The sequence below is a fragment of the Achromobacter sp. 1L-A-4-B-C2 genome, from assembly GCF_057291955.1.
Genome location: NZ_JBXAWP010000002.1, coordinates 994,030 through 1,014,306 on the forward strand (window position 1 = coordinate 994,030; position 20,277 = coordinate 1,014,306).

The 20,277-nt window shown below is 66.7% G+C and carries 22 protein-coding genes; 12 read left to right on the forward strand and 10 right to left on the reverse strand.

Annotated elements, in window-relative coordinates:
• The first annotated feature begins 16 nt into the window (after positions 1-16).
• From AC0Z35_RS11900 to ccmI, 11 genes are all read left to right on the forward strand, one after another.
• A complete protein-coding gene (locus AC0Z35_RS11900) occupies positions 17-505 on the forward strand; it encodes a nitrate reductase cytochrome c-type subunit (RefSeq protein ID WP_143215357.1) in 489 nt (162 codons plus the stop codon).
• A 16-nt stretch (positions 506-521) separates the two neighbouring features.
• Positions 522-1,190, forward strand: a complete 669-nt coding sequence (locus AC0Z35_RS11905; RefSeq protein WP_104145342.1) for a cytochrome c3 family protein — start codon at positions 522-524, stop codon at positions 1,188-1,190.
• Positions 1,177-1,866 carry a heme ABC exporter ATP-binding protein CcmA gene (ccmA, locus tag AC0Z35_RS11910; RefSeq protein ID WP_485132028.1) on the forward strand — a complete coding sequence of 230 codons (690 nt, stop codon included), beginning with the start codon at positions 1,177-1,179 and terminating at the stop codon, positions 1,864-1,866. Before AC0Z35_RS11905 ends, ccmA begins: the two co-directional genes overlap by 14 nt.
• On the forward strand, positions 1,832-2,497 hold the full coding sequence (gene ccmB / locus AC0Z35_RS11915) for a heme exporter protein CcmB (RefSeq protein WP_046804576.1): 666 nt from the start codon (positions 1,832-1,834) through the stop codon (positions 2,495-2,497). The genes ccmA and ccmB overlap by 35 nt, the downstream gene beginning before the upstream one ends.
• Before the next feature lie 8 nt (positions 2,498-2,505).
• The gene (gene ccmC, locus AC0Z35_RS11920; RefSeq protein ID WP_413815386.1) at positions 2,506-3,294 is read left to right on the forward strand and encodes a heme ABC transporter permease CcmC; all 789 of its coding nucleotides are present in this window, start codon (positions 2,506-2,508) and stop codon (positions 3,292-3,294) included.
• Positions 3,291-3,500, forward strand: a complete 210-nt coding sequence (gene ccmD / locus AC0Z35_RS11925; protein ID WP_120154830.1) for a heme exporter protein CcmD — start codon at positions 3,291-3,293, stop codon at positions 3,498-3,500. Before ccmC ends, ccmD begins: the two co-directional genes overlap by 4 nt.
• 70 nt (positions 3,501-3,570) lie before the next feature.
• Positions 3,571-4,098, forward strand: a complete 528-nt coding sequence (ccmE, locus tag AC0Z35_RS11930) for a cytochrome c maturation protein CcmE (RefSeq protein WP_314357080.1) — start codon at positions 3,571-3,573, stop codon at positions 4,096-4,098.
• Positions 4,095-6,119, forward strand: coding sequence for a heme lyase CcmF/NrfE family subunit (locus tag AC0Z35_RS11935; protein WP_104145346.1), 2,025 nt, complete (start codon positions 4,095-4,097; stop codon positions 6,117-6,119). Before ccmE ends, AC0Z35_RS11935 begins: the two co-directional genes overlap by 4 nt.
• The gene (locus tag AC0Z35_RS11940; RefSeq protein ID WP_082134458.1) at positions 6,116-6,637 is read left to right on the forward strand and encodes a DsbE family thiol:disulfide interchange protein; all 522 of its coding nucleotides are present in this window, start codon (positions 6,116-6,118) and stop codon (positions 6,635-6,637) included. The genes AC0Z35_RS11935 and AC0Z35_RS11940 overlap by 4 nt, the downstream gene beginning before the upstream one ends.
• A 182-nt stretch (positions 6,638-6,819) precedes the next feature.
• The gene (locus AC0Z35_RS11945; RefSeq protein WP_370512743.1) at positions 6,820-7,269 is read left to right on the forward strand and encodes a cytochrome c-type biogenesis protein; all 450 of its coding nucleotides are present in this window, start codon (positions 6,820-6,822) and stop codon (positions 7,267-7,269) included.
• Complete coding sequence (gene ccmI, locus AC0Z35_RS11950; RefSeq protein WP_485132029.1) at positions 7,266-8,792, forward strand: c-type cytochrome biogenesis protein CcmI; 1,527 nt, start codon at positions 7,266-7,268, stop codon at positions 8,790-8,792. The genes AC0Z35_RS11945 and ccmI overlap by 4 nt, the downstream gene beginning before the upstream one ends.
• An 8-nt stretch (positions 8,793-8,800) precedes the next feature.
• Here ccmI and AC0Z35_RS11955 read toward each other — a convergent pair whose 3' ends face one another.
• From AC0Z35_RS11955 to AC0Z35_RS11975, 5 genes are all read right to left on the reverse strand, one after another.
• Positions 8,801-11,983 (reverse strand): molybdopterin dinucleotide binding domain-containing protein, encoded by a 3,183-nt coding sequence (locus AC0Z35_RS11955; protein ID WP_485132030.1) that lies wholly within the window; start codon positions 11,981-11,983, stop codon positions 8,801-8,803.
• 20 nt (positions 11,984-12,003) lie between these two features.
• Complete coding sequence (gene nrfD, locus AC0Z35_RS11960) at positions 12,004-13,038, reverse strand: NrfD/PsrC family molybdoenzyme membrane anchor subunit (RefSeq protein WP_485132031.1); 1,035 nt, start codon at positions 13,036-13,038, stop codon at positions 12,004-12,006.
• Positions 13,039-13,057: 19 nt separating this feature from the next.
• The gene (gene dsrO / locus AC0Z35_RS11965) at positions 13,058-13,828 is read right to left on the reverse strand and encodes a sulfate reduction electron transfer complex DsrMKJOP subunit DsrO (protein WP_485132032.1); all 771 of its coding nucleotides are present in this window, start codon (positions 13,826-13,828) and stop codon (positions 13,058-13,060) included.
• A gap of 129 nt (positions 13,829-13,957) precedes the next feature.
• Entirely contained in the window at positions 13,958-14,500 is a 543-nt protein-coding gene (locus AC0Z35_RS11970) for a DNA-deoxyinosine glycosylase (RefSeq protein WP_120154817.1), read from the reverse strand.
• A gap of 108 nt (positions 14,501-14,608) precedes the next feature.
• Positions 14,609-14,731 (reverse strand): hypothetical protein, encoded by a 123-nt coding sequence (locus tag AC0Z35_RS11975; RefSeq protein WP_262984235.1) that lies wholly within the window; start codon positions 14,729-14,731, stop codon positions 14,609-14,611.
• A 337-nt stretch (positions 14,732-15,068) separates the two neighbouring features.
• Between AC0Z35_RS11975 and AC0Z35_RS11980 the strand changes: the two genes are divergently transcribed.
• Positions 15,069-15,932, forward strand: a complete 864-nt coding sequence (locus AC0Z35_RS11980) for a pirin family protein (protein WP_046804566.1) — start codon at positions 15,069-15,071, stop codon at positions 15,930-15,932.
• Positions 15,933-15,948: 16 nt separating this feature from the next.
• On the opposite strand, the gene AC0Z35_RS11985 is transcribed toward AC0Z35_RS11980, so the two are convergent.
• The 5 genes from AC0Z35_RS11985 to AC0Z35_RS12005 form a co-directional block, all read right to left on the reverse strand.
• Positions 15,949-16,500: a helix-turn-helix domain-containing protein gene (locus tag AC0Z35_RS11985; protein WP_046804642.1), complete on the reverse strand. Its 552-nt coding sequence runs from the start codon at positions 16,498-16,500 to the stop codon at positions 15,949-15,951.
• Positions 16,501-16,673: 173 nt separating this feature from the next.
• Complete coding sequence (locus tag AC0Z35_RS11990; RefSeq protein WP_046804565.1) at positions 16,674-17,366, reverse strand: 3-oxoacid CoA-transferase subunit B; 693 nt, start codon at positions 17,364-17,366, stop codon at positions 16,674-16,676.
• On the reverse strand, positions 17,363-18,025 hold the full coding sequence (locus AC0Z35_RS11995; RefSeq protein WP_219992188.1) for a CoA transferase subunit A: 663 nt from the start codon (positions 18,023-18,025) through the stop codon (positions 17,363-17,365). Before AC0Z35_RS11995 ends, AC0Z35_RS11990 begins: the two co-directional genes overlap by 4 nt.
• 2 nt (positions 18,026-18,027) lie before the next feature.
• Positions 18,028-19,260: an acyl-CoA dehydrogenase family protein gene (locus tag AC0Z35_RS12000; protein ID WP_485132033.1), complete on the reverse strand. Its 1,233-nt coding sequence runs from the start codon at positions 19,258-19,260 to the stop codon at positions 18,028-18,030.
• A gap of 21 nt (positions 19,261-19,281) precedes the next feature.
• Positions 19,282-20,262, reverse strand: coding sequence for a Bug family tripartite tricarboxylate transporter substrate binding protein (locus tag AC0Z35_RS12005; protein WP_219992186.1), 981 nt, complete (start codon positions 20,260-20,262; stop codon positions 19,282-19,284).
• Positions 20,263-20,277: the final 15 nt, after the last annotated feature.

Sequence of the window (20,277 nt, forward strand, 5' to 3'; positions counted from 1 at the left end):
CCACGGGGAGACAGCCATGAACCACCGCGCCGCCGCCATCGCCATCGCCCTAGTTGCGGGTGTGCTGTTGACTTGCGCCGCCCGCGCTGCCCCGCCGCTGGAGGTCGAAGACCCCATGCGGGGCCCCACGCCCATTGCCGACGAGACCGACCCGCCCTTGATCAGCCCCATCGAGAACAAGGACATCAAGCGGATGCGGACGTATTCGATGCAGCCGCCCACCATTCCGCACAAGATCGATGGCTATCAGATCGACAAAAACTACAACCGCTGCCTGTCCTGCCATGCTCGCGTGAACACCGAGGAAACCCAGGCGCCGCCGCTCAGCGTCACGCATTACATGGACCGCGACAGCAACGTGCTGGCCGAGGTGTCGCCACGCCGGTATTTCTGTGTGCAATGCCACGTGCCGCAGGCCGAGGCCAAGCCGCTGGTGTCCAACACCTATGAGGACATCGACGTGATCCTCAAGCGCCTGACCGCCCCCGCCACAGGCAAGAAGTAACGGACAGGATGCCGCCATGGTCAAGCTTCTGAAGCGCTACTGGAACATCATCCGCCGCCCCAGCGTGCATTTCAGCCTGGGCTTTCTGACGATAGGCGGTTTCATCGGCGGCATCCTGTTCTGGGGCGCCTTCAACACCGCGATGGAGCTGACCAACACCGAAAAATTCTGCACCGGCTGCCATGAAATGCGCGACAACGTCTACGCGGAATTGAAGGGCACCATCCACTTCACCAACCGCTCCGGCGTGCGCGCGCTGTGTTCCGATTGCCACGTGCCGCACAACTGGACGGACAAGATCGCGCGCAAGATGCAGGCGTCCAAGGAAGTGTGGGGCAAGATCTTCGGCACCATCGACACGCGCGAAAAATTCGTGGACAAGCGGCTGGAACTGGCGCAGCACGAATGGGCACGCTTCAAGGCGAACGATTCGCTGGAATGCCGCAACTGCCACAACTACGAATACATGGACTTCACGCGCCAGAGCGTACGTGCGCAGAATATGCATTCCACGTATCTGGCGGACAAGTCCAAGACCTGTATCGACTGCCACAAGGGCATCGCGCACACGTTGCCGCATATCCCGCCGGCACAAACATCGAACGCAGCGCCGGCGGCCGGCGCAACGAAGGAAATCGCCAAGGCCGGGCCAGCCAAGGTGGAGCCCGCCAATGCGGCCCGCTGACGCGCCCGCGCCCCTGCTGGCCGCCAACGGCCTATGCTGCCCGCGCGGCGGTGTGCCGGGGCAAGGCGTGGGCCCGTTGCACTTTGATGTGCATGCCGGGCAGTTACTGCATCTGCACGGCGCCAACGGCAGCGGCAAGAGCAGCGTGCTGCGCATGCTGGCCGGTTTGCTGCGGCCCATGGCCGGCTCGTTGCAGGCGCTGGGGCGGGATGTGTTCCGCGACCCGTCGTCGTACCACGCGCGCGTGGCGTATCTGGGCCACGCCAACGCGCTGTGCGGCGACCTGACCGCACTGGAAAATCTGCGCTACTGCCTGCATGTGGCGGGCGTGCCGCAAAGCGATGACGCCATCGCGGCAGGTCTGACGGCCTGGCGCCTGAACGCCTGCCTGCACACACTGGCGGCCCGTTTGTCGCAAGGCCAGGCGCGCCGGGTGGCGCTGGCCGGCGTCATGCTGGGCGGCAAGCCGTTGTGGCTGCTGGACGAGCCCGATGCGGGGCTGGACGCGGCCAGCCTCGAACAACTGTGGACCGAACTGAATGCGCACCTGGACGATGGCGGCGCGGCGGTGGTGGCCTGCCATCGGCAGCCCGCCACCGCTTCCAATCGCTTGCAAACCCTGAACATGGATGACTACGCGGATGCTGGCTACGCTGTCTCAGTTGGTGTTGCGTGACATCCGGCTGGCCTGGCGGCGACCCGCCGACACGCTGGGCGCGACGTTGTTTTTCGTGGTCGCCGGGTCGCTGTTTCCGCTGGCGGTCGGCCCCGACCCGGCGCTGCTGCGCGCCATCGGGCCGGGGGTGCTGTGGGTGTGCGCGCTGCTAGGCATCCTGCTAAGCCTGCATCGCCCGTTTTCGCAAGACCACGACACCGGCGCGCTGGAGCAGCTGCTGGTCTCGCCGCATCCGTTGCCGCTGCTGGTGGGCGTGAAGCTGGCGGCGCACTGGTTTAGCGGCTGCGTGCCGTTGATACTGGCCAGCCCCATCCTGGCATTGCAATTCGATCTGCCGCCGCAAGCCATCGGCGTGCTGGTGTTGTCCCTGCTGCTGGGCACGCCCACGCTGGCGTTGGTGGGCGGCCTGGGCGCGGCGCTGACGCTGGGCCTGCGCGGCGCTGCGCTGTTGCCCCTGCTGGTGTTGCCGCTGTATGTGCCGGTGCTGATATTCGGCGCGGGCGCGGTGTCTGCCACGCATGCCGGGTTGGGCGCGGGGCCGCAGCTATCGCTGCTGGGCGCATGCCTGTGCCTGGCGATTCTGCTTTGCCCCTGGAGCGCGTCCGCCGCGCTGCGCGTGGCGTTGGAATGAGGGACCCCATGCAGAAGCCACCTGTCTTCGATTCCGGTTCCATTGCAAGGGCGGACGCAAGCGCCGGCTATGGCTGGATGCGCTATGCCTCTGCCGCGCTGTTTTACCCACTGGCCGGTCGGCTGATTCCCTGGCTGGCGCTGGCCGCCGCATTGTTCGGCGCGGCGGGCTTGGTCGTGGGGCTGGTCATCGCGCCGCCGGACAGCCAACAGGGCGAGGTCTACCGCATTCTGTTCATACACGTGGCGGCCGCCTGGATGTCGATGTTCCTGTACCTGGTGATGGCGGCATATGCCACGCTGGGCCTGGTCTACAACACGCGCCTGTCCTTCATGATGATGCGCGCGCTGGCGCCCACCGGCGCGCTGTTCACGTTCCTGACCTTGTGGACCGGCGCGCTCTGGGGCAAGCCCACCTGGGGCGCGTGGTGGGTCTGGGACGCGCGGCTGACCTCCGAGCTGATTCTGCTATTTCTGTACCTGGGCTTCATCGCGCTGCAAGCGGCCACCGACGATGTGCGCCGGGCCGACCGCGGCGGCGCCATCCTGCTGCTGGCCGGCGTGGTCAACGTGCCGATCATCTATTTTTCGGTGCAATGGTGGAGCACCTTGCATCAGGGCGCATCTATCAGCCTGACCACCGCGCCCAGCATGGCGCGCATCATGGTGGCCGCCATGCTGCTGATGGTGGCGGCGTTCTGGCTGTACAGCGCGGCGGTGGCGCTGGCACGCGTGCGTGGCCTGATCGCGCAACGCGAACCGGGCGCCGTGCGCCCCAGCCGACCGGAGGCGCCATGAGCTGGGACGCGTTGTTCTCGCTGCAAGGCCATGGCCCTTATCTGCTGGGCGCCTACGGCGTGACGGCGGCGTTGATGGCGCTGGAGGTATTTTCGCTATGGCGCCGCGCGCGCAAGCGGTCCGGCATGCGCACGCCGCGCCAACAGTTCAGCCCGCCCCCATCGCGCGGTTTGTCCGACCCACCCGCTTCGTCGGGGCGCCCATGAGTCCGTCGAAGCCCCGGTCCATGAGTCCCGCACATGCGCCCGTCCATGAGGCCGTCCATGAAGCCCGTCCATGACCCCGCGTAAGCGCCGCGCATGGGCCATCGCGGGCGGCCTGGCGTTGTTGGCGATGGCCACGGCGCTAGTGTTGAACGCGCTGCAATCGAACCTGGTGTTCTTCTTCAGCCCCAGCCAGGTCGTGGCCAACGAGGCGCCACGCAGCGGCAGCTTTCGCGTGGGGGGTTTAGTCGAACAAGGCTCGGTGCGGCGGGAACCGGACGGCGTCACCTTACGCTTCATCGTGACCGACACCGCACACACCGTGCCCGTCACCTACCAGGGCCTGCTACCCGACTTGTTCCGCGAAGGCAAAGGCGTGGTGGTTGCCGGCAAGCTGGATGCCGACGGCGTGTTCCGCGCCACGCAGGTACTGGCCAAGCACGACGAAAACTACATGCCGCCGGAAGCCGCCGACGCGCTCAAGCGCGCGCGCAACGCCCCCAGTGGCGTCGATGGCGCCGATGGCAAGGCCGGCGGCACGCCGGGCAGCGCGGCCAACAACCTTGCCGCTGCCGGCCCCTTGCGCCCGGAGGCCCGATGATTCCCGAGATCGGCCTGTTCAGCCTGATCCTTGCCCTGCTGGTGGCGTTGGCGCAGGCGACGCTGCCACTGATCGGCGCGGCCACCGGCTGGCAGGCGGGGTTGCGCGTGGCACGCCCCGCCGCCGTGGGCCAGTTCTGCCTGACAACGCTGGCCTTCGGCAGCCTGGCGTGGTCGTTCGTCGATAACGATTTTTCGGTGTTGTATGTGGCGGGCAATTCGCATGCCGACCTGCCCGCGGCCTATCGCTTTGCCGCCGTGTGGGGCGGGCACGAGGGCTCGCTCCTGCTGTGGCTGTATCTGTTGTCTGCCTGGACGCTGGCGGTTGCCGTCTTCAGCCACCGCCTGCCCCTGCCCTTTACCGGCCGCGTGCTGGCGGTCATGGGCTGGATCAGCGTGGGCTTTCTGCTGTTCATGCTGTTCCTGTCCAACCCGTTCGAACGGTTAATGCCGCCCGCCATGGCCGGCCGCGACCTGAACCCGCTGCTGCAAGACCCCGGCATGATCGTGCACCCGCCGATGCTGTACATGGGCTACGTGGGTTTTTCCGTGGCCTTCGCCTTTGCCATCGCGGCGCTATTGTCCGGTGAGCTGGACGCGCTATGGGCGCGCTGGGTGCGGCCATGGACCTTGGCCGCGTGGACGTTCCTGACCGTGGGCATCCTGCTGGGCAGCGCATGGGCCTACTACGTGCTGGGCTGGGGGGGCTGGTGGTTCTGGGACCCCGTCGAAAACGCGTCGTTCATGCCCTGGCTGGCTGGCACTGCGCTGATCCATTCGCTGATCGTCACCGAGCGCCGGGGCGCATTTCGCAGCTGGACGGTGCTGCTGGCCATCTGCACGTTTTCACTCAGCATCCTGGGCACGTTCCTGGTCCGGTCGGGCGTGCTGACATCCGTGCATGCGTTTGCCGTGGACCCGGGACGCGGCCTGTACATCCTGGCCTTCATGACGGTGATCGTCGGCGGCTCGCTGGCGCTGTACGCGTGGCGCGCGCCGTCGGTGGGCCTGGGCGGCGGGTTTTCGTTGCTCTCGCGCGAATCCCTGTTGCTGTCCAACAATGTGGTGCTGACGGTGGCGGCGGGCGCGGTGCTGTTGGGCACGCTGTACCCCGTGGTGCTGGACGTATTGGACTGGGGCAAGATATCCATCGGCCCGCCCTACTTCGAAGCGGTGTTCGTGCCGCTGATGACGCCGGCGATCTTCTTGATGGGCGTGGGCCCGGTCGCGCGCTGGAAACAGGCCGAAGTGCCCGACCTGGCGCGCCGCCTGCGAGCGGCCTTCGCCGTCAGCGTCGCAACCGCCGTGGTTCTGCCGCTGGCCATGCCCGGGCCGGCGCGGCTGGGCTCGCCGCTGGTCATGCTTGGGCTGTGGCTGGCCGCCTGGTCAGTAGCCTCCTGCGGCGCGCACGCGTGGCAACGCTTGAACGACGGCGCCCACGGACAATGGCTGCGCCGCCTGGCTCGGCAGCCGCGATCCTGGTACGGCATGCTGCTGGCGCACGCGGGCATCGGCGTCTTCATCGCGGGCGTCACGTTGGCCAACGGCTATGAAGTCAAACACGAGATCCGCATGGACGTCGGCGCCACCCAGGAAGCGGGCGGCTACGCATTCAAGTTTGCCGGCATCGCGCCCGCCACCGGCCCCAACTACACCGCCCAGCGCGCCGAATTCATCGTCACGCGCGATGGCAAACCCGTGGTGACGCTGTATCCCGAAAAACGCCTGTACACCGTGCAGGACATGGCGCTAAGCCAGGCCGACATCGACACCGGCCCCACGCGCGACCTGTTCGTGGCGCTGGGCGAACCGGTGGACGATGCCGGCGGCAACACGGCCTGGACGGTGCGCATCCAGGTCAAGCCCTTCATGACGTGGATCTGGGCCGGGTGCCTGTTGATGGCGCTGGGCGGCTTGCTGGCGGCGGGCGACAAGCGCTATCGCCGGCAGCAGGAAGCCGTCGCACGCCAGAACCCGCCCGCCGTGGCACCGGCCCGGCGTCAAGCCCGGGAGGGCTATTGATGCGCTACGCGCTGCCGCTGGCTGTCTTCATGGCAATGGCCGTGTTCCTGGCGATGGGGCTGTCGCGAGACCCGCGCGCCGTGCCATCGGCGATGATCGACAAGCCCGCCCCCGCCATCAACCTGCCCGTGCTGCAATCGCCCGGCGAACGGCTGGACGTGCAAGCGCTGCGCGGGCAGGTGTGGCTGCTGAACGTGTGGGCATCCTGGTGCGCGCCGTGCCAGGAAGAAGTGCCCGTGCTGCGCGAGGCCGCCCGGCAATATGCCATTCCGCTGTACGGGCTGAACTACAAAGATCAGCCGGACGACGCCGCCGCCTGGCTGGCACGCAACGGCAACCCGTACGTCGCGTCGGCCAGCGACACGGACGGGCGCGTGGGCATTGAATATGGCGTGTACGGCGTGCCGGAGACCTTCGTGATCGACGGCGCGGGCCGCATCCGCCACAAGCATCTGGGCTTGATCACACCCGACATCTTTCGGTCGCGGATATTGCCGATCATCGAGGCGCTGAAATGAGACGGCGGCATAAACCCGGGATAGCAGGATTGACGGAGCTAAGGCCAACGCTGCCGTCGGAACCGGCGCGAACATCGACGGCCGTCTTGGCGTTCTTGCCGCCGTTCTTGCCGCCGTTCTTAGTGTCGTTCGTGATGCCACTCGTGATGTCACTCGTGATGCCAGTCTTGATGTCGCTCGTGATGTCATTCGCGTTGTCATTCGGCGCATCAGCTGTGCAGGCCGCTTCGCCGCCCGCCCCTGCCGCCCTGCCCGCGCTATCGCCCGCCGACCAGCAACGCGCCGACAAGCTGGCGCACGGGTTGCGCTGCCTGGTCTGCCAGAACCAGAGCCTGGCTGACTCCAACGCGCCGCTGGCGCATGACATGCGCAAGCTGATCCACGCGCAATTGGCCGACGGCCGCAGCGACGCGCAAATCATGCGTTTCTTTGAAGACCGCTATGGCGACTTCGTGCGCTACGACCCGCCCTTCAAACCCATAACGTGGTTGCTGTGGCTGGGGCCATTCGCCCTGCTGGCGTTGGGCTTCTGGGTGTTGCTGCGCACCCTGAAGCGGCGCGCCGTGGCGCGCGCGCCGCTGACGGCCGACGAGCGCGCACGCGCCGCGAACTTTCTGGACACCGGCCCATGACCACGCTCTGGATCGTCGTCGTGCTGCTGTTGCTGGCGACCTTGCTATGCCTCATCCCACCTCTGCTGCGCCGCGCGCCGTCCACCGCGCCCGCCGCTGACGAAAGCCTGCGCGCTTTCTATCTGGCGCAGCGCGAGCAATTGCAGCGCGACGTGCGTAGCGGCAGCCTGACACCCCAGGCCAAGCTGCGCGCGGAAGAAGAATTGCAGCGAGAACTGCTGCAAGACCTGGCGGCCAGGCAGCCCCGCGTGGGACCGGCGGGCGGCCAGCGCGCCGCCTTGGCCGCCGCCTGCCTGTTGAGCGTGCTGGTGCCCGTGGCTGCCGTGTTGCTATACGGCAAGCTGGGCAATCCGCGCGCGGTGGCGGACATGACGGCCACGCGCGCAGCGCCCGCGCATGCCAACATGGCGCGCGGCAACGCGGCGAACGGTGTACAGAACGGTGCGGGGATCGACCCGTCGATTGGTTTGCAGAACGGTGCTGCGAGCGACCCGGCAATCGGTGCGGCGCCGAATAATCCGGCAGCCAATGACAACGACAGTGACAGCGCCAACGACATGGCCGTGGCCATCAACGCCTTGGCCCGGCGGCTGCGCGCCGCCCCGGACGATGCCGACGGCTGGTACATGCTGGCGCGGTCCTACGAAACGCTGGGGCGCTATACGGACGCCGTGGCCGCGTATCGGCAGGTGTTGCGCCTGGTGCCGGGCCAACCCGTCGTCTTGGCGGACCTGGCCGACGCGTTGTTGTCCGCCAACCAGGGCAAGCCCGACGCCAACGCCATCGCGGCGGTGGCCGAGGCGCTGGCCAATGACCCGGACCAGCCCAAGGCGCTGGCGCTGGCCGGCATGATGGCGTTGCGTCGGGGCGACGCCGCCGAGGCGCTGGGCCATTGGCAGCGGCTGCAAGCGTTGCTGCCGGCGGACTCCGACGCCGCGCGCCAGATCCAGTCGAACATCGCGCAGGCACGCGCCATGGCGGCCGGCGCATCGGTCTTGCCGACGACTGGCGTCAAAGACGGAGCACCGGTCATGCCGGCAACTGACGCCAAAGACAACGAACCGAGCATGCCGACCCGTGGCGCCCCAGGCGGCGAACCCGTCATGCCGGCCAGCGGCCTTCAGGCCGGCGCACCGTCGGCCAACAACGCAAGCGCTAATGGCAACGCCACGGCTGCCCCCGCCCGTCTATCCGGCACGGCGCGCATCGCCGACGCCCTTCGCGATCAGGTGCAGCCCGGCGATACCGTCTTCATCCTGGCGCGCCCCGTCACGGGCTCGCGCATGCCGCTGGCCATCACGCAGTGGCGCGTCTCTGACCTGCCGCGCGCCTTTGTGCTGGATGACGGCAGCGCCATGTCGCCGGACGCAACGCTGTCCAAGGCCAGCCGCGTCCGCGTCGAGATCCGCATCAGCCGCTCGGGCAAGGCGGCGGCCCAACCCGGCGACCTGTCGGGCGTGCTGCCCGACGTGGACATCCGGGCCAGCGACCTGGAGCTGGTGGCAGACACCGTGGTGCGCTGACGCGCGCCTCAGACCCGCTCGATCCGCGCCGGCAAGCCCTGGCGCACGGCGGCGCCGGAGACCCAGTCGATCCACACGTTGGCGTGCACGCCACGCGTGGCGTCGCCAAAGCCCAGGTCATTCAGGTTGACCCCCGCCGCCAGCGACGCGTCGTGCGCCATGGCCTTGCCGTCGATGACGTGCGCGCGCGCGCCCAGTTCGGTGTGGCCGTATCCGTGTTCGATGCCGACGGCGCCCGGCTGGATGCCGTCTCGCAGCAGCGCCAGCCCGCTCACCGCGCCGCCTGGCGTCACGATGCGCACCGCGTCGCCGTTGCGGATGCCCAGCCGTTCGCCGTCCTGGCGGTTGATCGACACCGGGTTATGCGGATGCACCTGCCGAAGCCGGTTCACCCCGATCGACATCGAGCTCATCAGATTCGACTTGAACGAAGTCAGCAAGAACGGCCAATCCTGCGCGGGATACTCGGCGCGCACGTCGCGCCCATCCGCCAGGCGCGGCGGATACCACGTGGGACAGCCGCTATAACGCTCGCCGGTCATGGCGTGGCGGAACCCGGCAAGGTCCTCGCTCCATACGTGCAGCGGCTTGGCGTACGCCGCGCGCGTCTGCCGGCCCGAACCGCTTTGCACCCAGGCGTCGTCCATCTTGTCGAAACGCCCGCCCCGGCTCATCAGCATCGCCACCTGCCGCCACTCGCCCGGTTTCAGCTTGTGTTGCAGCAGGTCGCGATAGCGTTCCACGCCGGTCAAGGCCATGTCTTCGTCGGTGGCCTCGGGCACGGCGCGTCCGCCCGCGAACGCGATATTGGCCATGCCGCGCAAAAAGAAGTCCTCGGGCGTGTCCAGCGCGTGCTTGCCACCGTCCTTGTCCGTGATGGCGTTGGCGCCAAAGCCCGGCATGCCCAGGCGTTTGGCGCAGGCGATCAGGAACGTTTCCAGGCAGACCGGTTCATTGGTGGCGGTGCGCGCCACCAACGGCTGCACGGCCGGCCAGCGCACGGTGGACGCCTTGGCGACCACGTCGGCCCACGGCGCCGACACGCCCCAGCTTTCATAGGTAACGGTGTCGGGCACGATGTAGTCGGCCAGCGCGTTGGTCTCGTTGATGAACGGGTTGATCGACACCGACAGCGGCAGAATGCGGGGGTCCTTCATCTTGTCGGCCAGCAGGGACTTGAAGCCCGCGATGCCGTAGACCGGGTTGCTCATGTGGTTGAACCACACCTTGGCGCGATACGGGTACCCCGCCAGCGCGGAGGCCAGCATTTCGGAACTTAGCCCGCCGGTGGCCGGATACCACGGCGCCGATGCGGGATAGGCGGGCTGGCCCGCCGCCTTCTTGCGCGAGAATTCGCTGGATTTCTCGTAGGGAAAACGGTTGCGCGACAAGGCAACGCCCTTGGGCGTGGCGCGGTTGGCAAAGCCGGCGATGTTGTAGCGCGGGCCCGGGCCGTAAGGCGGGAACGGGCCGGCATCCAGCACCAGGCCACCGTCCACGTTCAGGTTGCCCACCAGCGTGTTGAGCATCGCGATGGCGTAGGCGGTGTAGAAGCCGGCGCCGCTCATCGTGCCGCCATGCGCGTCGGCCACGGCGCGCTTGCCGTAGCTGGTGAAGCGCTGCGCCAGCTGGGCGATCTTTTCCGCCGGCACGCCGCACAGGTCGGCGTATTCATCCAGCGATTTGCGATGCGATTCCTCGCGCAGCAGGGTCAGCGACGAACAGACGCGCAGCGCATCCGGCGCGCCCGCCAGGCCCGGTGCAGCGAGGCGTTCGTCCACGAACAGCGTCGCGGGCGATGCGTCCGTGTGCGGGGCCAGCGTGCCATCATCACGACGCACCACGTACACGTCTTCCCACTTGTCGCCGGCGTCCGTGGGGCGCGGCCAGCCCATGTCCGCGCCACGCAAAAAAGTGCCCAGGCGCGGGTGGCCGGGTTCGGCCACGACCAGATGCGTGGCGTTGGTCCAGGCGGCCTCGCCCGCCGCCTTCATGGCCTGCGGCCCGGGCTGCGCCAGCGCCTTGGCGTCAAAGCGTTCGTTGTCCAGAATCCAGCGGATCAGGCCCATGGCCAACGCCAGGTCGCTGGCGGGATTCACGGGCACCCATTCGTTGCCGGAACCGGCCGACAGGCTGGACGAGGCCGGCAATACCGGCGACACGACCACGTAGGTAAAGCTGTCGGCCTGCGGACGCACGCGCGCCTCGGCCAACTGCCGGGCCTGGCGCTGGAACGGATTGCCGGCCTGCGCGGGCGCCGCCCCGATGAAGAGGCCGAAACGCGCGTTGTCCCAATCCGGCTTGCCATGCGGCATGCCCTTCAGGTCGCCCAATGCGGCGCCCGCGCCCACCCGAAAGCTCTGTCCGCAATACGACCCGTGATTACTGAAATTGACGGTGCCGAAAGACTGCGCGGCAAAGCGCTGGATCAGCGGCGTGCGGCCTTCGTTGGACGCATCCGTGAACAGGAATTGGTTGACGCGCGCGCCGTACTCGGGGTTTTCCGGGTCCAGCAGCGTGTCGCGGTCATAGATGGCGCGCAGCCCGTCAACGTGGCCTTCGCGGAACAGGTCGCCGCCTTCGCACACTTCCTGCACCAGCTGCTCGAACGAAATGCTTTGCCACTTTCCTTCCCCGCGCGCACCCACGCGCTTTAGCGGTTGCAGCACGCGGTACGGGCTGTGCATCTGTTCAAGCATGGCCGAGCCGCGCGCGCAGGATGTGGCGCGCCCTTCCAGCCCGTTGTCGCCGCCCAGCTGCGCGTAGACCTCGCGCACGGGCGCTTCCATGGCCGCCGGCCGCGTCGTGGCCAAGGGGTGGTATGGGTTGCCGGCCACACGCAGAATGCGGTTTTGCGCGGTGTCCACGCGCAGGCGCACGCCGCACTGTGTCCAGCAGCCCAGGCAGCTGGACGGGCTGACTGTCTGGCCCGGCTGGGCGCTCAAGACGCCGGTCAGCGGGTCGATGCGAAATTCGGGCGTCAACGAGTTGCCGCGCACCGCGTGCGCGGTCGGCACGCCGGCCGTGCCCTGGGCCAGGCCCTTGACGGCCCGCGCCACCGTTTCGCCGTAGCCGGCCGCAAAGGCCGCCATGCCACCGGCGACCATGCCGCCGCGCACCATCAGCTTGCGCCGGGCGGCGTCATCCGGCGTATCCACGCCGGGCTTGTCGTCTTCGTGTTGCTTGTTCATTGCTTCGTGTTCCATTGCGGTCAGCCCGCCAAGCCGCGCTTGCGCGCCGGGTAGCTTTCCAGGGCCCAGGTCACCGCCGTGATCAGCGCCACGCACAGCCCCAGCACCCCCACCATGCCCAGCAGCCCATCGCTGCCCCACGGCATGTCATACAGATACAGGCCCGCGCCATACTTGGGCACGCCCTGCACGCTCATGAAGACCACCCAGCGGAAGATCCAGGCGGCGCCCAGCATCATCAGCGCCAACGTGGCCGAGGGCAGCGGTGCGGCAAGCGCTTGGGCCGGCCGTTGCAACAACGCAATCATGCAAAGGCCCGTGATAACCGCGCCCGCCAGGCTGATGCGCCAGATGGGAAAGTCGGCGAACAGCCGTAACGCCGCGTCAAACGACGGGTCGGCGCCCAACAGGCCCAAGCCCGCCCAGGCGCCCGCGCCCACCGCCATCAAAATCACGGCGGACAAGCTCAGCCCGCGCAACGTCTCCACCGGCAAGGCCTTCATGCCGCCGGGCAACCAGCGGCCCACCAGGAACATGGCGCCCAACGCGCCCAGCCAGGCCGTCAACGCGAAGTTCACGGGCAGGAACGCCGTGTGCCACAGGGGCCGCGACCGCAGCACCATGACTTCGGCGCCGGTGTAGACCAGGATGGACGCGGCAGACAGCGCCAGCCCGACCGCCAACACGCGCAGCCAACCGATGCGCCCCCACCACCACGCCGCGCAAAACAGCACCGACAGGCCGACGAATACAGGCAGCAACAAGGCGCCCAGCCACATCCACGACCAGGGCGTCAGGTGCGCATAGAAGTGCCAGAATCGGCCGGGCTGATGCAAGTCGGCCAGCAGAGAAACTGGCGCGGCGATGGCGCTGACCAGCAGCACGGCCACGGCGGCTGGCAACAAACGGCGCAACGGCGACCCCGCCGGGCCGAACGCCGAAAAGGCGGCGGTCAACGCCGTGGTGGCCGCGATGCCGATAAGAAAGAAATACTGCACGGCCCAAGGCAGCCAGGCGGCGTCGTAAACCGGCGTGAGCAATTCCGAGATCTGCATGAAAGTCCCCTTTGATGGCTCAATGCCCGCCAGCCAGGCGCACGCCGGCCTGGCCGTCGACCTGGTGGACGAACGCATCGGGCAAGCCGATGTAGTAGACGTGGGGGTCGGTCTTCATTTCAGGTTTCAGCACCTTGATGTCGGCCTTGTGCTCCACCAGCAGCTTCGAGATGGCGCTGTCCGGGTCGTTCATGTCGCCGATGACGCGCGCGCCGCCCACGCAGCTTTCCACGCAGGCCGGCAGCAGCCCGGCTTCGAGCCGGTGTTCGCAGAACGTGCATTTGTCGGCCGTTTGCGTGTCGTGGTTGATGAAGCGGGCGTCGTACGGACAGGCTTGCACGCAATAGGCGCAGCCCACGCAGCGTTCGTTGTCGACCAGCACGATGCCGTCTTCGCGCTGAAACGTGGCCTGCACCGGGCAGACCGGCACACAGGGCGGGTTGTCGCAGTGGTTGCACAGGCGCGGCAGCATCACCATGGCGCAGGGGCCGCCATCGTCGGGAGTCACTTCGTATTGCAGGACGGTGGTGCGGAACTGGCCGATGGGCGGCAGGTTTTCCAGTGAACAGCTGACCGTGCAGGACTGGCAGCCAATGCACTTGCGCATGTCGACGACCATGCCGTAGCGCTTGCCCGCCATGCCGGGGCGGCGCGGCGGCTGGCCGTTCAGGCCTGTGGCTTCGGCGTGGATGGGGATGACGGTGGCGGCGGCGCCAAGGCCGAGCAGCCCTTTGAGGAAGCCGCGTTTATCCCGCAAAGGGGGGTCGGAAGAGACGGGGGATGGGGGCATTGCGGATAACTCCGGACAGGTAACTTCTTGTTGTTATTACCTTATCACCGGAAGTTATATAGACCGTTGATCTGAATCAAATCGGGGACAGAGATCCGTGCGCCCTTTCCCCGTTGGCGATGGCCGGGATTACAAAGTCAGCGCGGCGCGCCAGGCTGCCAGCTTCATGTCGAAGGACGCGGCGGCATGGGCCGGGCTGGTCGATGGCAGGTCCACGTAGTCCAGCGCGCGTGCCTGCGGCGGCAACGTCGGCAGCACGTACCGCCGATACAGCGCCCCGGCCTTGGCCCCGTTGAAACACACGCGCGCGACGGCCGGGTGGGCGTCGAAAAAGGCCGCGAAATCATTGGGCACGAGGGTGTCGTGGCGGATGTCGGCATCCAGGCTGCCCGGCCGCTCGCAGGCATCCAGCACGTCCCACAGCGCGACGCCCGCGGCGCGCAGCGCTTGCAGCCGCTGCGGGTATTCCAGCGCCGCATCAAAGCCCAGCACCTGGGCCGCAATGGGCCAGAACGCGTTGCGTGGGTGGCCGTAATAGCGCGCCTGGCGTAACGAAGCCACCCCCGGCATGGACCCCAGCACCAACACCCGCGCATCGGGCGCGGCAACCGGCGCAAAGCCCCGGACATGGTCGGTGGGGCCGTCGGGCGCGAGAGTCTCGTCAGGTTTCATGGCGGCAGGATACGCCAGCTGGCCGAAGCGGCGATACGCCGGTCGGATGAAAGCGGGATACCGCCGGCGGGCTCAAGGCGGGATACCGCCGGCGGGCGCAATGCCGGGTCAGGACAGCGCCTGCCACAGCATCCAGATCTTGCCGGTCAGCAACCCCACGGCCAGGGCGACGGCGGCCACGGACAGGTGCGCGGCGTGGGAACGGAGGCGGGAAAGCAAAGGGGTCGTCATGGATCTGGGCGTCAGGTATTGGGTGTCGGATATCGGGTGGCAAGAAGAAAAGCCGGGCCGGGCAACGTCGTGCGTCCGGCGGCAAGGGCTTCACGATAGGGAGACAAGCCCGTCCTAAAAATCGGATTATTCTTAAAAAATGGCGCCTCGTTCTTCTGGCTGATAGCCCTAAGAATGAGCCGCCGTTCTTCAGGATCCGCGCAAGACAAGGCCGGGGGTCGTCCGATTCATGGAACAGTCCTTATCAAAATCCGAACTACTGAAAGCCCTGTTCCGCCCTAACCTTTATCCCCATGACGAACGGCTCCGAAGGGGCCGCGCAATAGGAATAGACGCCATGAAAAAGATCCTCGGCCTGCACGCCGCCCCCCGCCCCCACTGGGTCGGCGACGGGTTCCCCGTGCGCTCGATGTTCTCGTACAACGACAAGGGCAAGAATGTCAGCCCCTTCTTGCTGCTGGATTACGCCGGCCCGGCGAAGTTCGAACCGGCCGACCACCCGCGCGGCGTGGGCCAGCATCCCCATCGCGGTTTTGAAACCGTCACCATCGTCTACAGCGGCGAGGTCGAGCATCGGGACTCCACCGGCAACGGCGGCGTCATCGGCCCGGGCGACGTGCAATGGATGACGGCCGCCTCGGGCATCCTGCATGAGGAATTCCATTCCCCGGCGTTCACGCGCACCGGCGGCGAGCTGGAAATGGTGCAGCTGTGGGTCAACCTGCCGGCCAAGGACAAGGGCGCGGCGGCGGGCTATCAAGGCATCTTGAACGCGGACATTCCGGTGGCGGCATTGCCGGACGAGGCGGGCAGCGTCCGCGTCATCGCGGGCAACTTCGACGGCCACGCCGGCCCGGCCCGCACCTTCACGCCGATGGACGTGTGGGACGTGCGCCTGAAGGCGGGCAAGTCCGCGACCTTCCCGGTCGCCGCTGGCCGCAACAGCATGCTGGTGGTGCTGCGCGGCACGCTGCTCATCAACGGCGAATCCGTGGCGCGCGACGCGCAGCTGGCGTTGTTTTCACAAGACGGCGAAGACATCACCGTTGAAGCCAACAACGACGCGGTGTTCCTGGTCTTGAGCGGCGAGCCCATCGATGAACCCGTGGTGGGCTATGGCCCCTTCGTGATGAACACGCAAGCACAGATCGTCGAAGCCATCCAGGACTTCAACGCCGGCCGCTACGGGCAGATGCATTGATACAGAAGGGGTGCCGCTAAAGCAGCATGGGGTCGCGGCTGGTCACCACGATCAGCCCCACCCCTTCTTTTTTTCCTACGGAAACCAGCTTGTGCGGCATTGATGAATTGAACTGGACGCAATCGCCCACATCCAGGATTTCCTTTCTGTCGCCCACCGTCAGTTCCAGCTTGCCCGCCAGCACGTACAGGATCTCCTCGCCGTCGTGATGGCTCAGAATCCGCTTTTTGGCCCGCCCGCCGTTGAACTGGCCAGGCCGGATGACAAAGGCACGCATCAGCCGGTTGCCATTGGCACCGGCCACCAGCGACAGGTATTCGCTGGCTTCGTCGGGTCCGGCATCCTTGGCGCGCACGATGGAAAATTCGTCGCGCTGTTCCGACTTGCCGAACAAGCGATCCACGTTCACGCCCAATGCATGGGCGAGCTTGAACGCGGTTTCGATCGACGGCGTGGAAATTCCCCGCTCGACTTTGGATATGTAGCTACGCGTCAGCCCACAGGACTGTGCCAACTGCTCCAAGGTCAGGCCTGCCTGCACGCGAAGAAGCTTCAGTTTTAGCGCCACGTAGAAATCCTTCAGGATGGGTATCGGCACCGCGCGGTGGGCGGCCGGGTTGATATCCTGGGGATTGTATGCAGATTCGTGCGGCCGATCGCGCCCGCCTGCGTTCATGCGTTCAAGCGCTCATTCGTTCCAGGCGAACGGCCGCCGGCTTCCTCAAAGGGCGCTGTGTTGCATCACGCGCCCGCCGGCTCCATAGTGCCGTCTTCGCGGATAACCCCAAGGCGGCAGCCAAACTGAAGCGGCGCCTCAGTCATGGCTTGCAGTGCCTCCGGCGTCAGCCCTTGCCGTACCGCCTCGACGCGCAGGCCATCTGGCTCCACGGCCATGACGCAATAGTTGGTGAATACGCGCTTGACCACGCCCACCGCCGTCAATGGCAAGGTGCAACGCCTTACCAGGCGGGGCACGTTGTCCTTGGTCACGTGATCCATCATGACCCAGATCTGCTTGGCGCCCACGGCCAGGTCAACGGCGCCGCCGATCGCGGGCGGCGCGCCGTCAACATTCCCGGTATTCCAATTGGCCAGGTCGCCAGATGCGGACACCTGAAAGGCGCCCAGCACCGCCACGTCGATGTGCCCGCCCCGCATCATCGCGAATGCCATGCTGGAGTCAAAGAAGGCTCCGCCGGTCTTGATCGTGACGGGGCTTTTTCCCGCATTGATCAGGTCGAAGTCTTCCTCACCCGGGGCCGGTTTGGGGCCCAGGTTGAGCATGCCGTTCTCGCTATGCAGAATCACACCCAGTTCGTCGGGCAGATGATCGGCAATCAGGGTCGGCGCGCCGATGCCCAGATTCACAAAGGCATTGCGCGGCAGGCTGTGCGCGACCATTCTGGCCATGCTGTCTCGGGTCAAGGGGTTCATGCGCGCTCCGCTAGAAAAACCCTGTCTACAAAGATGCAGGGCGTGATGATGGCTTCGGGGTCCAGGTTGCCGGGAGCCAAAATTTCAGCCACCTCCACCACGACGGTGTCGGCAGCGGTGGCCATGACCGCCTGGTGATTGCGGCCCGTCTTGTTGTAGACCACATTGCCCATGGTGTCGGCGGCGCGGCCTCGCAGCAGCGCAAAATCCGCTTTCAGCGGCAGCTCCAGCAAGTAGGTCTTGCCGCCGACTTCCAGCTGTTGCTTGCCATGCTCGAACAGCGTACCCACGCCGACGGGGCTCAGGAATCCGCCCAGCCCGGCCCCGGCCGCGCGAATCCGCTCAACCAGCGTGCCTTGCGGCACCAACTCCAGTTCAACCGTGCCTGCTCGATACTGCTCAGCAAACGCCGCGGCGCTTCTGGGGTAAGAGCAGATGATCTTGCGAACGATCTTCGCCTCGAACCACGCCGACAGGTCGCCCGCGCCGGAGCCGGCATTGTTTGAAATCACCGTCAGGTCGCGCACGCCAGCGGCCAAGACGGCTTCGATCAGGCGCCGGGGCAGGCCCGCCCCGCCAAAGCCGCCCACCATCACGGTGTGTCCGTCCTGCAATCCAGATAGGGCCGCGCCGGCCCCGTCCACAACGATGTTTCTCACGTCTATTCCCCTTCCGTCGTCACGCAATAATCTTTGGCCAGGTTCTTTCCGACCCGGTCCAGCAACAGCTGGCCAGTGCCGTCCGTGTAGGCGGCAAAGCGCAGTTCCGCCTGATGCATCGACAAGCGCAACGCGGGCGTGGTGCCGATCGCGCCCACGCAGCGCAGGCACTGGTCCACTCCCCAGATGGCGGTATCCACGGCAAACTTCTTGGCCTGGGCCGCCACCGTCACGGCGTCGTTGCCGTCGTTGAGATGGCGGGCCGCCTGCACCATTAGCGCGTTGGCCGCTTCCAGACGCGTGGCGACCTCGGCCAATTCCCAGCGCAAGCCCTGGTGGCCGATCAGCGGCTGGCCGAAGGTGGTTCGGTCGGCGCAATAGGCAACGGTTTCGGCCAGCGCCGAGTACAGCGTTGCGGTGCACATCGCCGCCACATGAACACGCGCGGCGTTGATCGTGGCCATCGACGCCTTGAACGCATCGCCAGGCGCGCCCAGCATGGCCCAGTCGGGCACGGGGTGTTCCCGCAGTTCGATCTCCGCAAGCCGAAACGACGCTCCGCCCACCGTGCTGATTTCCCGGCGCGACCACGTCGGCGCGGGCGCGCCAAGGTCCACGAGGAAGCTTGCGATCGGCCCCTCGTCCTGCCCAGGCGGCACTGCTTTGGCCATCACCAGCGGCAGGTTCACGATCTGCCCATTGGTCACCCAACGCTTGGTGCCCGACAGCAGCCAACGCTGGCCAGAGCGCTCGGCGCGCATCGACAAGGCGGAAAGATCGCTGCCCGCCTGGGGTTCGGACAAGGCCGGCGCGCCCAGCAACTGCCCGCTTGCCAGCCCGGCAAGGTAAGCCTGCTGTTGCCTGGCGCTGCCCCCGCGCGCGACCCGCGTGACGGAGCCCTGAAGGTTGTTCAGCGAAAAGGCCGTGGCAAAGCTGTGTCGCGCGACCTCTTGGGCCAAGCGGATCTTGCACAGAAATGACGCGCCGAGCCCCCCCGCCGATTCGGGCGCCTGCAAGGCCAGAAAGCGTTGCGCGGCCCAGTCATGCAGGATCGTGATCGGATACGGCTCGCCCAATGTAAAGGCGGCATGGGCGGCTGCGGCTACGTGCTGGTGGCAAAAGGCCCGGGCTTGTTGAATGGCACGTTGTTCGGCGTCATTGAGCAATGCGTCCAATGGGGCAAAGAACCCCAATTTTCCGGCCAGACTGGCGCCGGTCGAGGAAGAGGCAGTCATCATCGTGCTCGTTCAGGGTGCTCAGTTGACGGGAATGTTGGCGTCGACCACGAAGGTCTTCCAGTACGCGATTTCCTGGTTCACGTCTTTCTGGAATGCCTGCGGTGTTGAGCCCGGGATCGGCACCGCGCCGATCGTTGCCAGTTGCGCCTGAAAGGTCGGGCTGCGCACCAGCGTCGACACGGCCTGGCTCAAGCGCTGAACCACGCCCGCGTCCATGCCGGCCGGGCCGGTCAGGCCGAACCAGGGCGACAGTTCCATGGGGCGGGCGCCCGCCTCGGCCAACGTGGGCACGTCCGGGAAATCCGGCGACCGCTCGGGCGCCGCGATGGCCAACGCCTTCAGCCTTCCCGACTTCACGTGCGCGGCAATCGTGGCTTCGGTGAAGAAACCCACCTGCACGACGCCCGCAATCAGGTCAGTGATTGGCTGCGCGCCCCCGGGATAGCTCACGAAGGTCATCTTTACGCCGTTGTCCATATCGAACAAGGCGCCGCCAATGTGCGACGTTGCGCCGTAGGTTCCGCTGTAATTCAGCTCGCCGGGGTGTTTCCTGGCGTAGGCGATCAAGCCCTTGACATCGGGTATCGGCAGCTTGGGATCGATGACGACCAGGTTGCGCTGTTTGGCTATTTTTCCGATGTAAGTGAAGTCCTTGGCGGCGTCGTACGGCAACGTCTTGTTCAACGCTACCCCACGCGTCTGCGACGATTCCACGCTGACCAGCAAGGTGTAGCCATCAGGCGCGGCCGCGGCCACTGCCCGTGCAGCGATCACCCCACCGGCCCCGCCGCGATTCTCGACCACGACGGGCTGGCCCAGTTGTTCCGACAGGCCCTTGCCGATCAACCGCGCGATGATGTCCGTCGGCCCGCCGGGCGGAAAACCGACAAGCAGGCGAATGGGCTTGCCGGGATACGCGTCGGCCAACACATGGGAACTGGAGCCCATCGCCACCACACAAAAGCTCGCCGCCAACAGTCGTGACAATCCAAATTTCATGAACTTCCCCTTTTG

Coding starts and splice junctions, on each gene's coding strand:
- AC0Z35_RS11970 (WP_120154817.1), bottom strand. CDS start 14,500: ATGAAACCTGACGAGACTCTCGCGCCCGACGGCCCCACCGACCATGTC.
- ccmC (WP_413815386.1), top strand. CDS start 2,506: ATGCAGAAGCCACCTGTCTTCGATTCCGGTTCCATTGCAAGGGCGGAC.
- AC0Z35_RS11990 (WP_046804565.1), bottom strand. CDS start 17,366: ATGAACCCCTTGACCCGAGACAGCATGGCCAGAATGGTCGCGCACAGC.
- nrfD (WP_485132031.1), bottom strand. CDS start 13,038: ATGCAGATCTCGGAATTGCTCACGCCGGTTTACGACGCCGCCTGGCTG.
- AC0Z35_RS11900 (WP_143215357.1), top strand. CDS start 17: ATGAACCACCGCGCCGCCGCCATCGCCATCGCCCTAGTTGCGGGTGTG.
- ccmI (WP_485132029.1), top strand. CDS start 7,266: ATGACCACGCTCTGGATCGTCGTCGTGCTGCTGTTGCTGGCGACCTTG.
- ccmE (WP_314357080.1), top strand. CDS start 3,571: ATGACCCCGCGTAAGCGCCGCGCATGGGCCATCGCGGGCGGCCTGGCG.
- ccmB (WP_046804576.1), top strand. CDS start 1,832: ATGCTGGCTACGCTGTCTCAGTTGGTGTTGCGTGACATCCGGCTGGCC.
- AC0Z35_RS11975 (WP_262984235.1), bottom strand. CDS start 14,731: ATGACGACCCCTTTGCTTTCCCGCCTCCGTTCCCACGCCGCGCACCTG.
- AC0Z35_RS11980 (WP_046804566.1), top strand. CDS start 15,069: ATGAAAAAGATCCTCGGCCTGCACGCCGCCCCCCGCCCCCACTGGGTC.
- AC0Z35_RS12005 (WP_219992186.1), bottom strand. CDS start 20,262: ATGAAATTTGGATTGTCACGACTGTTGGCGGCGAGCTTTTGTGTGGTG.
- dsrO (WP_485132032.1), bottom strand. CDS start 13,828: ATGCCCCCATCCCCCGTCTCTTCCGACCCCCCTTTGCGGGATAAACGC.
- AC0Z35_RS12000 (WP_485132033.1), bottom strand. CDS start 19,260: ATGACTGCCTCTTCCTCGACCGGCGCCAGTCTGGCCGGAAAATTGGGG.
- AC0Z35_RS11905 (WP_104145342.1), top strand. CDS start 522: ATGGTCAAGCTTCTGAAGCGCTACTGGAACATCATCCGCCGCCCCAGC.
- AC0Z35_RS11945 (WP_370512743.1), top strand. CDS start 6,820: ATGTCATTCGCGTTGTCATTCGGCGCATCAGCTGTGCAGGCCGCTTCG.
- AC0Z35_RS11935 (WP_104145346.1), top strand. CDS start 4,095: ATGATTCCCGAGATCGGCCTGTTCAGCCTGATCCTTGCCCTGCTGGTG.
- ccmA (WP_485132028.1), top strand. CDS start 1,177: ATGCGGCCCGCTGACGCGCCCGCGCCCCTGCTGGCCGCCAACGGCCTA.
- AC0Z35_RS11955 (WP_485132030.1), bottom strand. CDS start 11,983: ATGAACAAGCAACACGAAGACGACAAGCCCGGCGTGGATACGCCGGAT.
- ccmD (WP_120154830.1), top strand. CDS start 3,291: ATGAGCTGGGACGCGTTGTTCTCGCTGCAAGGCCATGGCCCTTATCTG.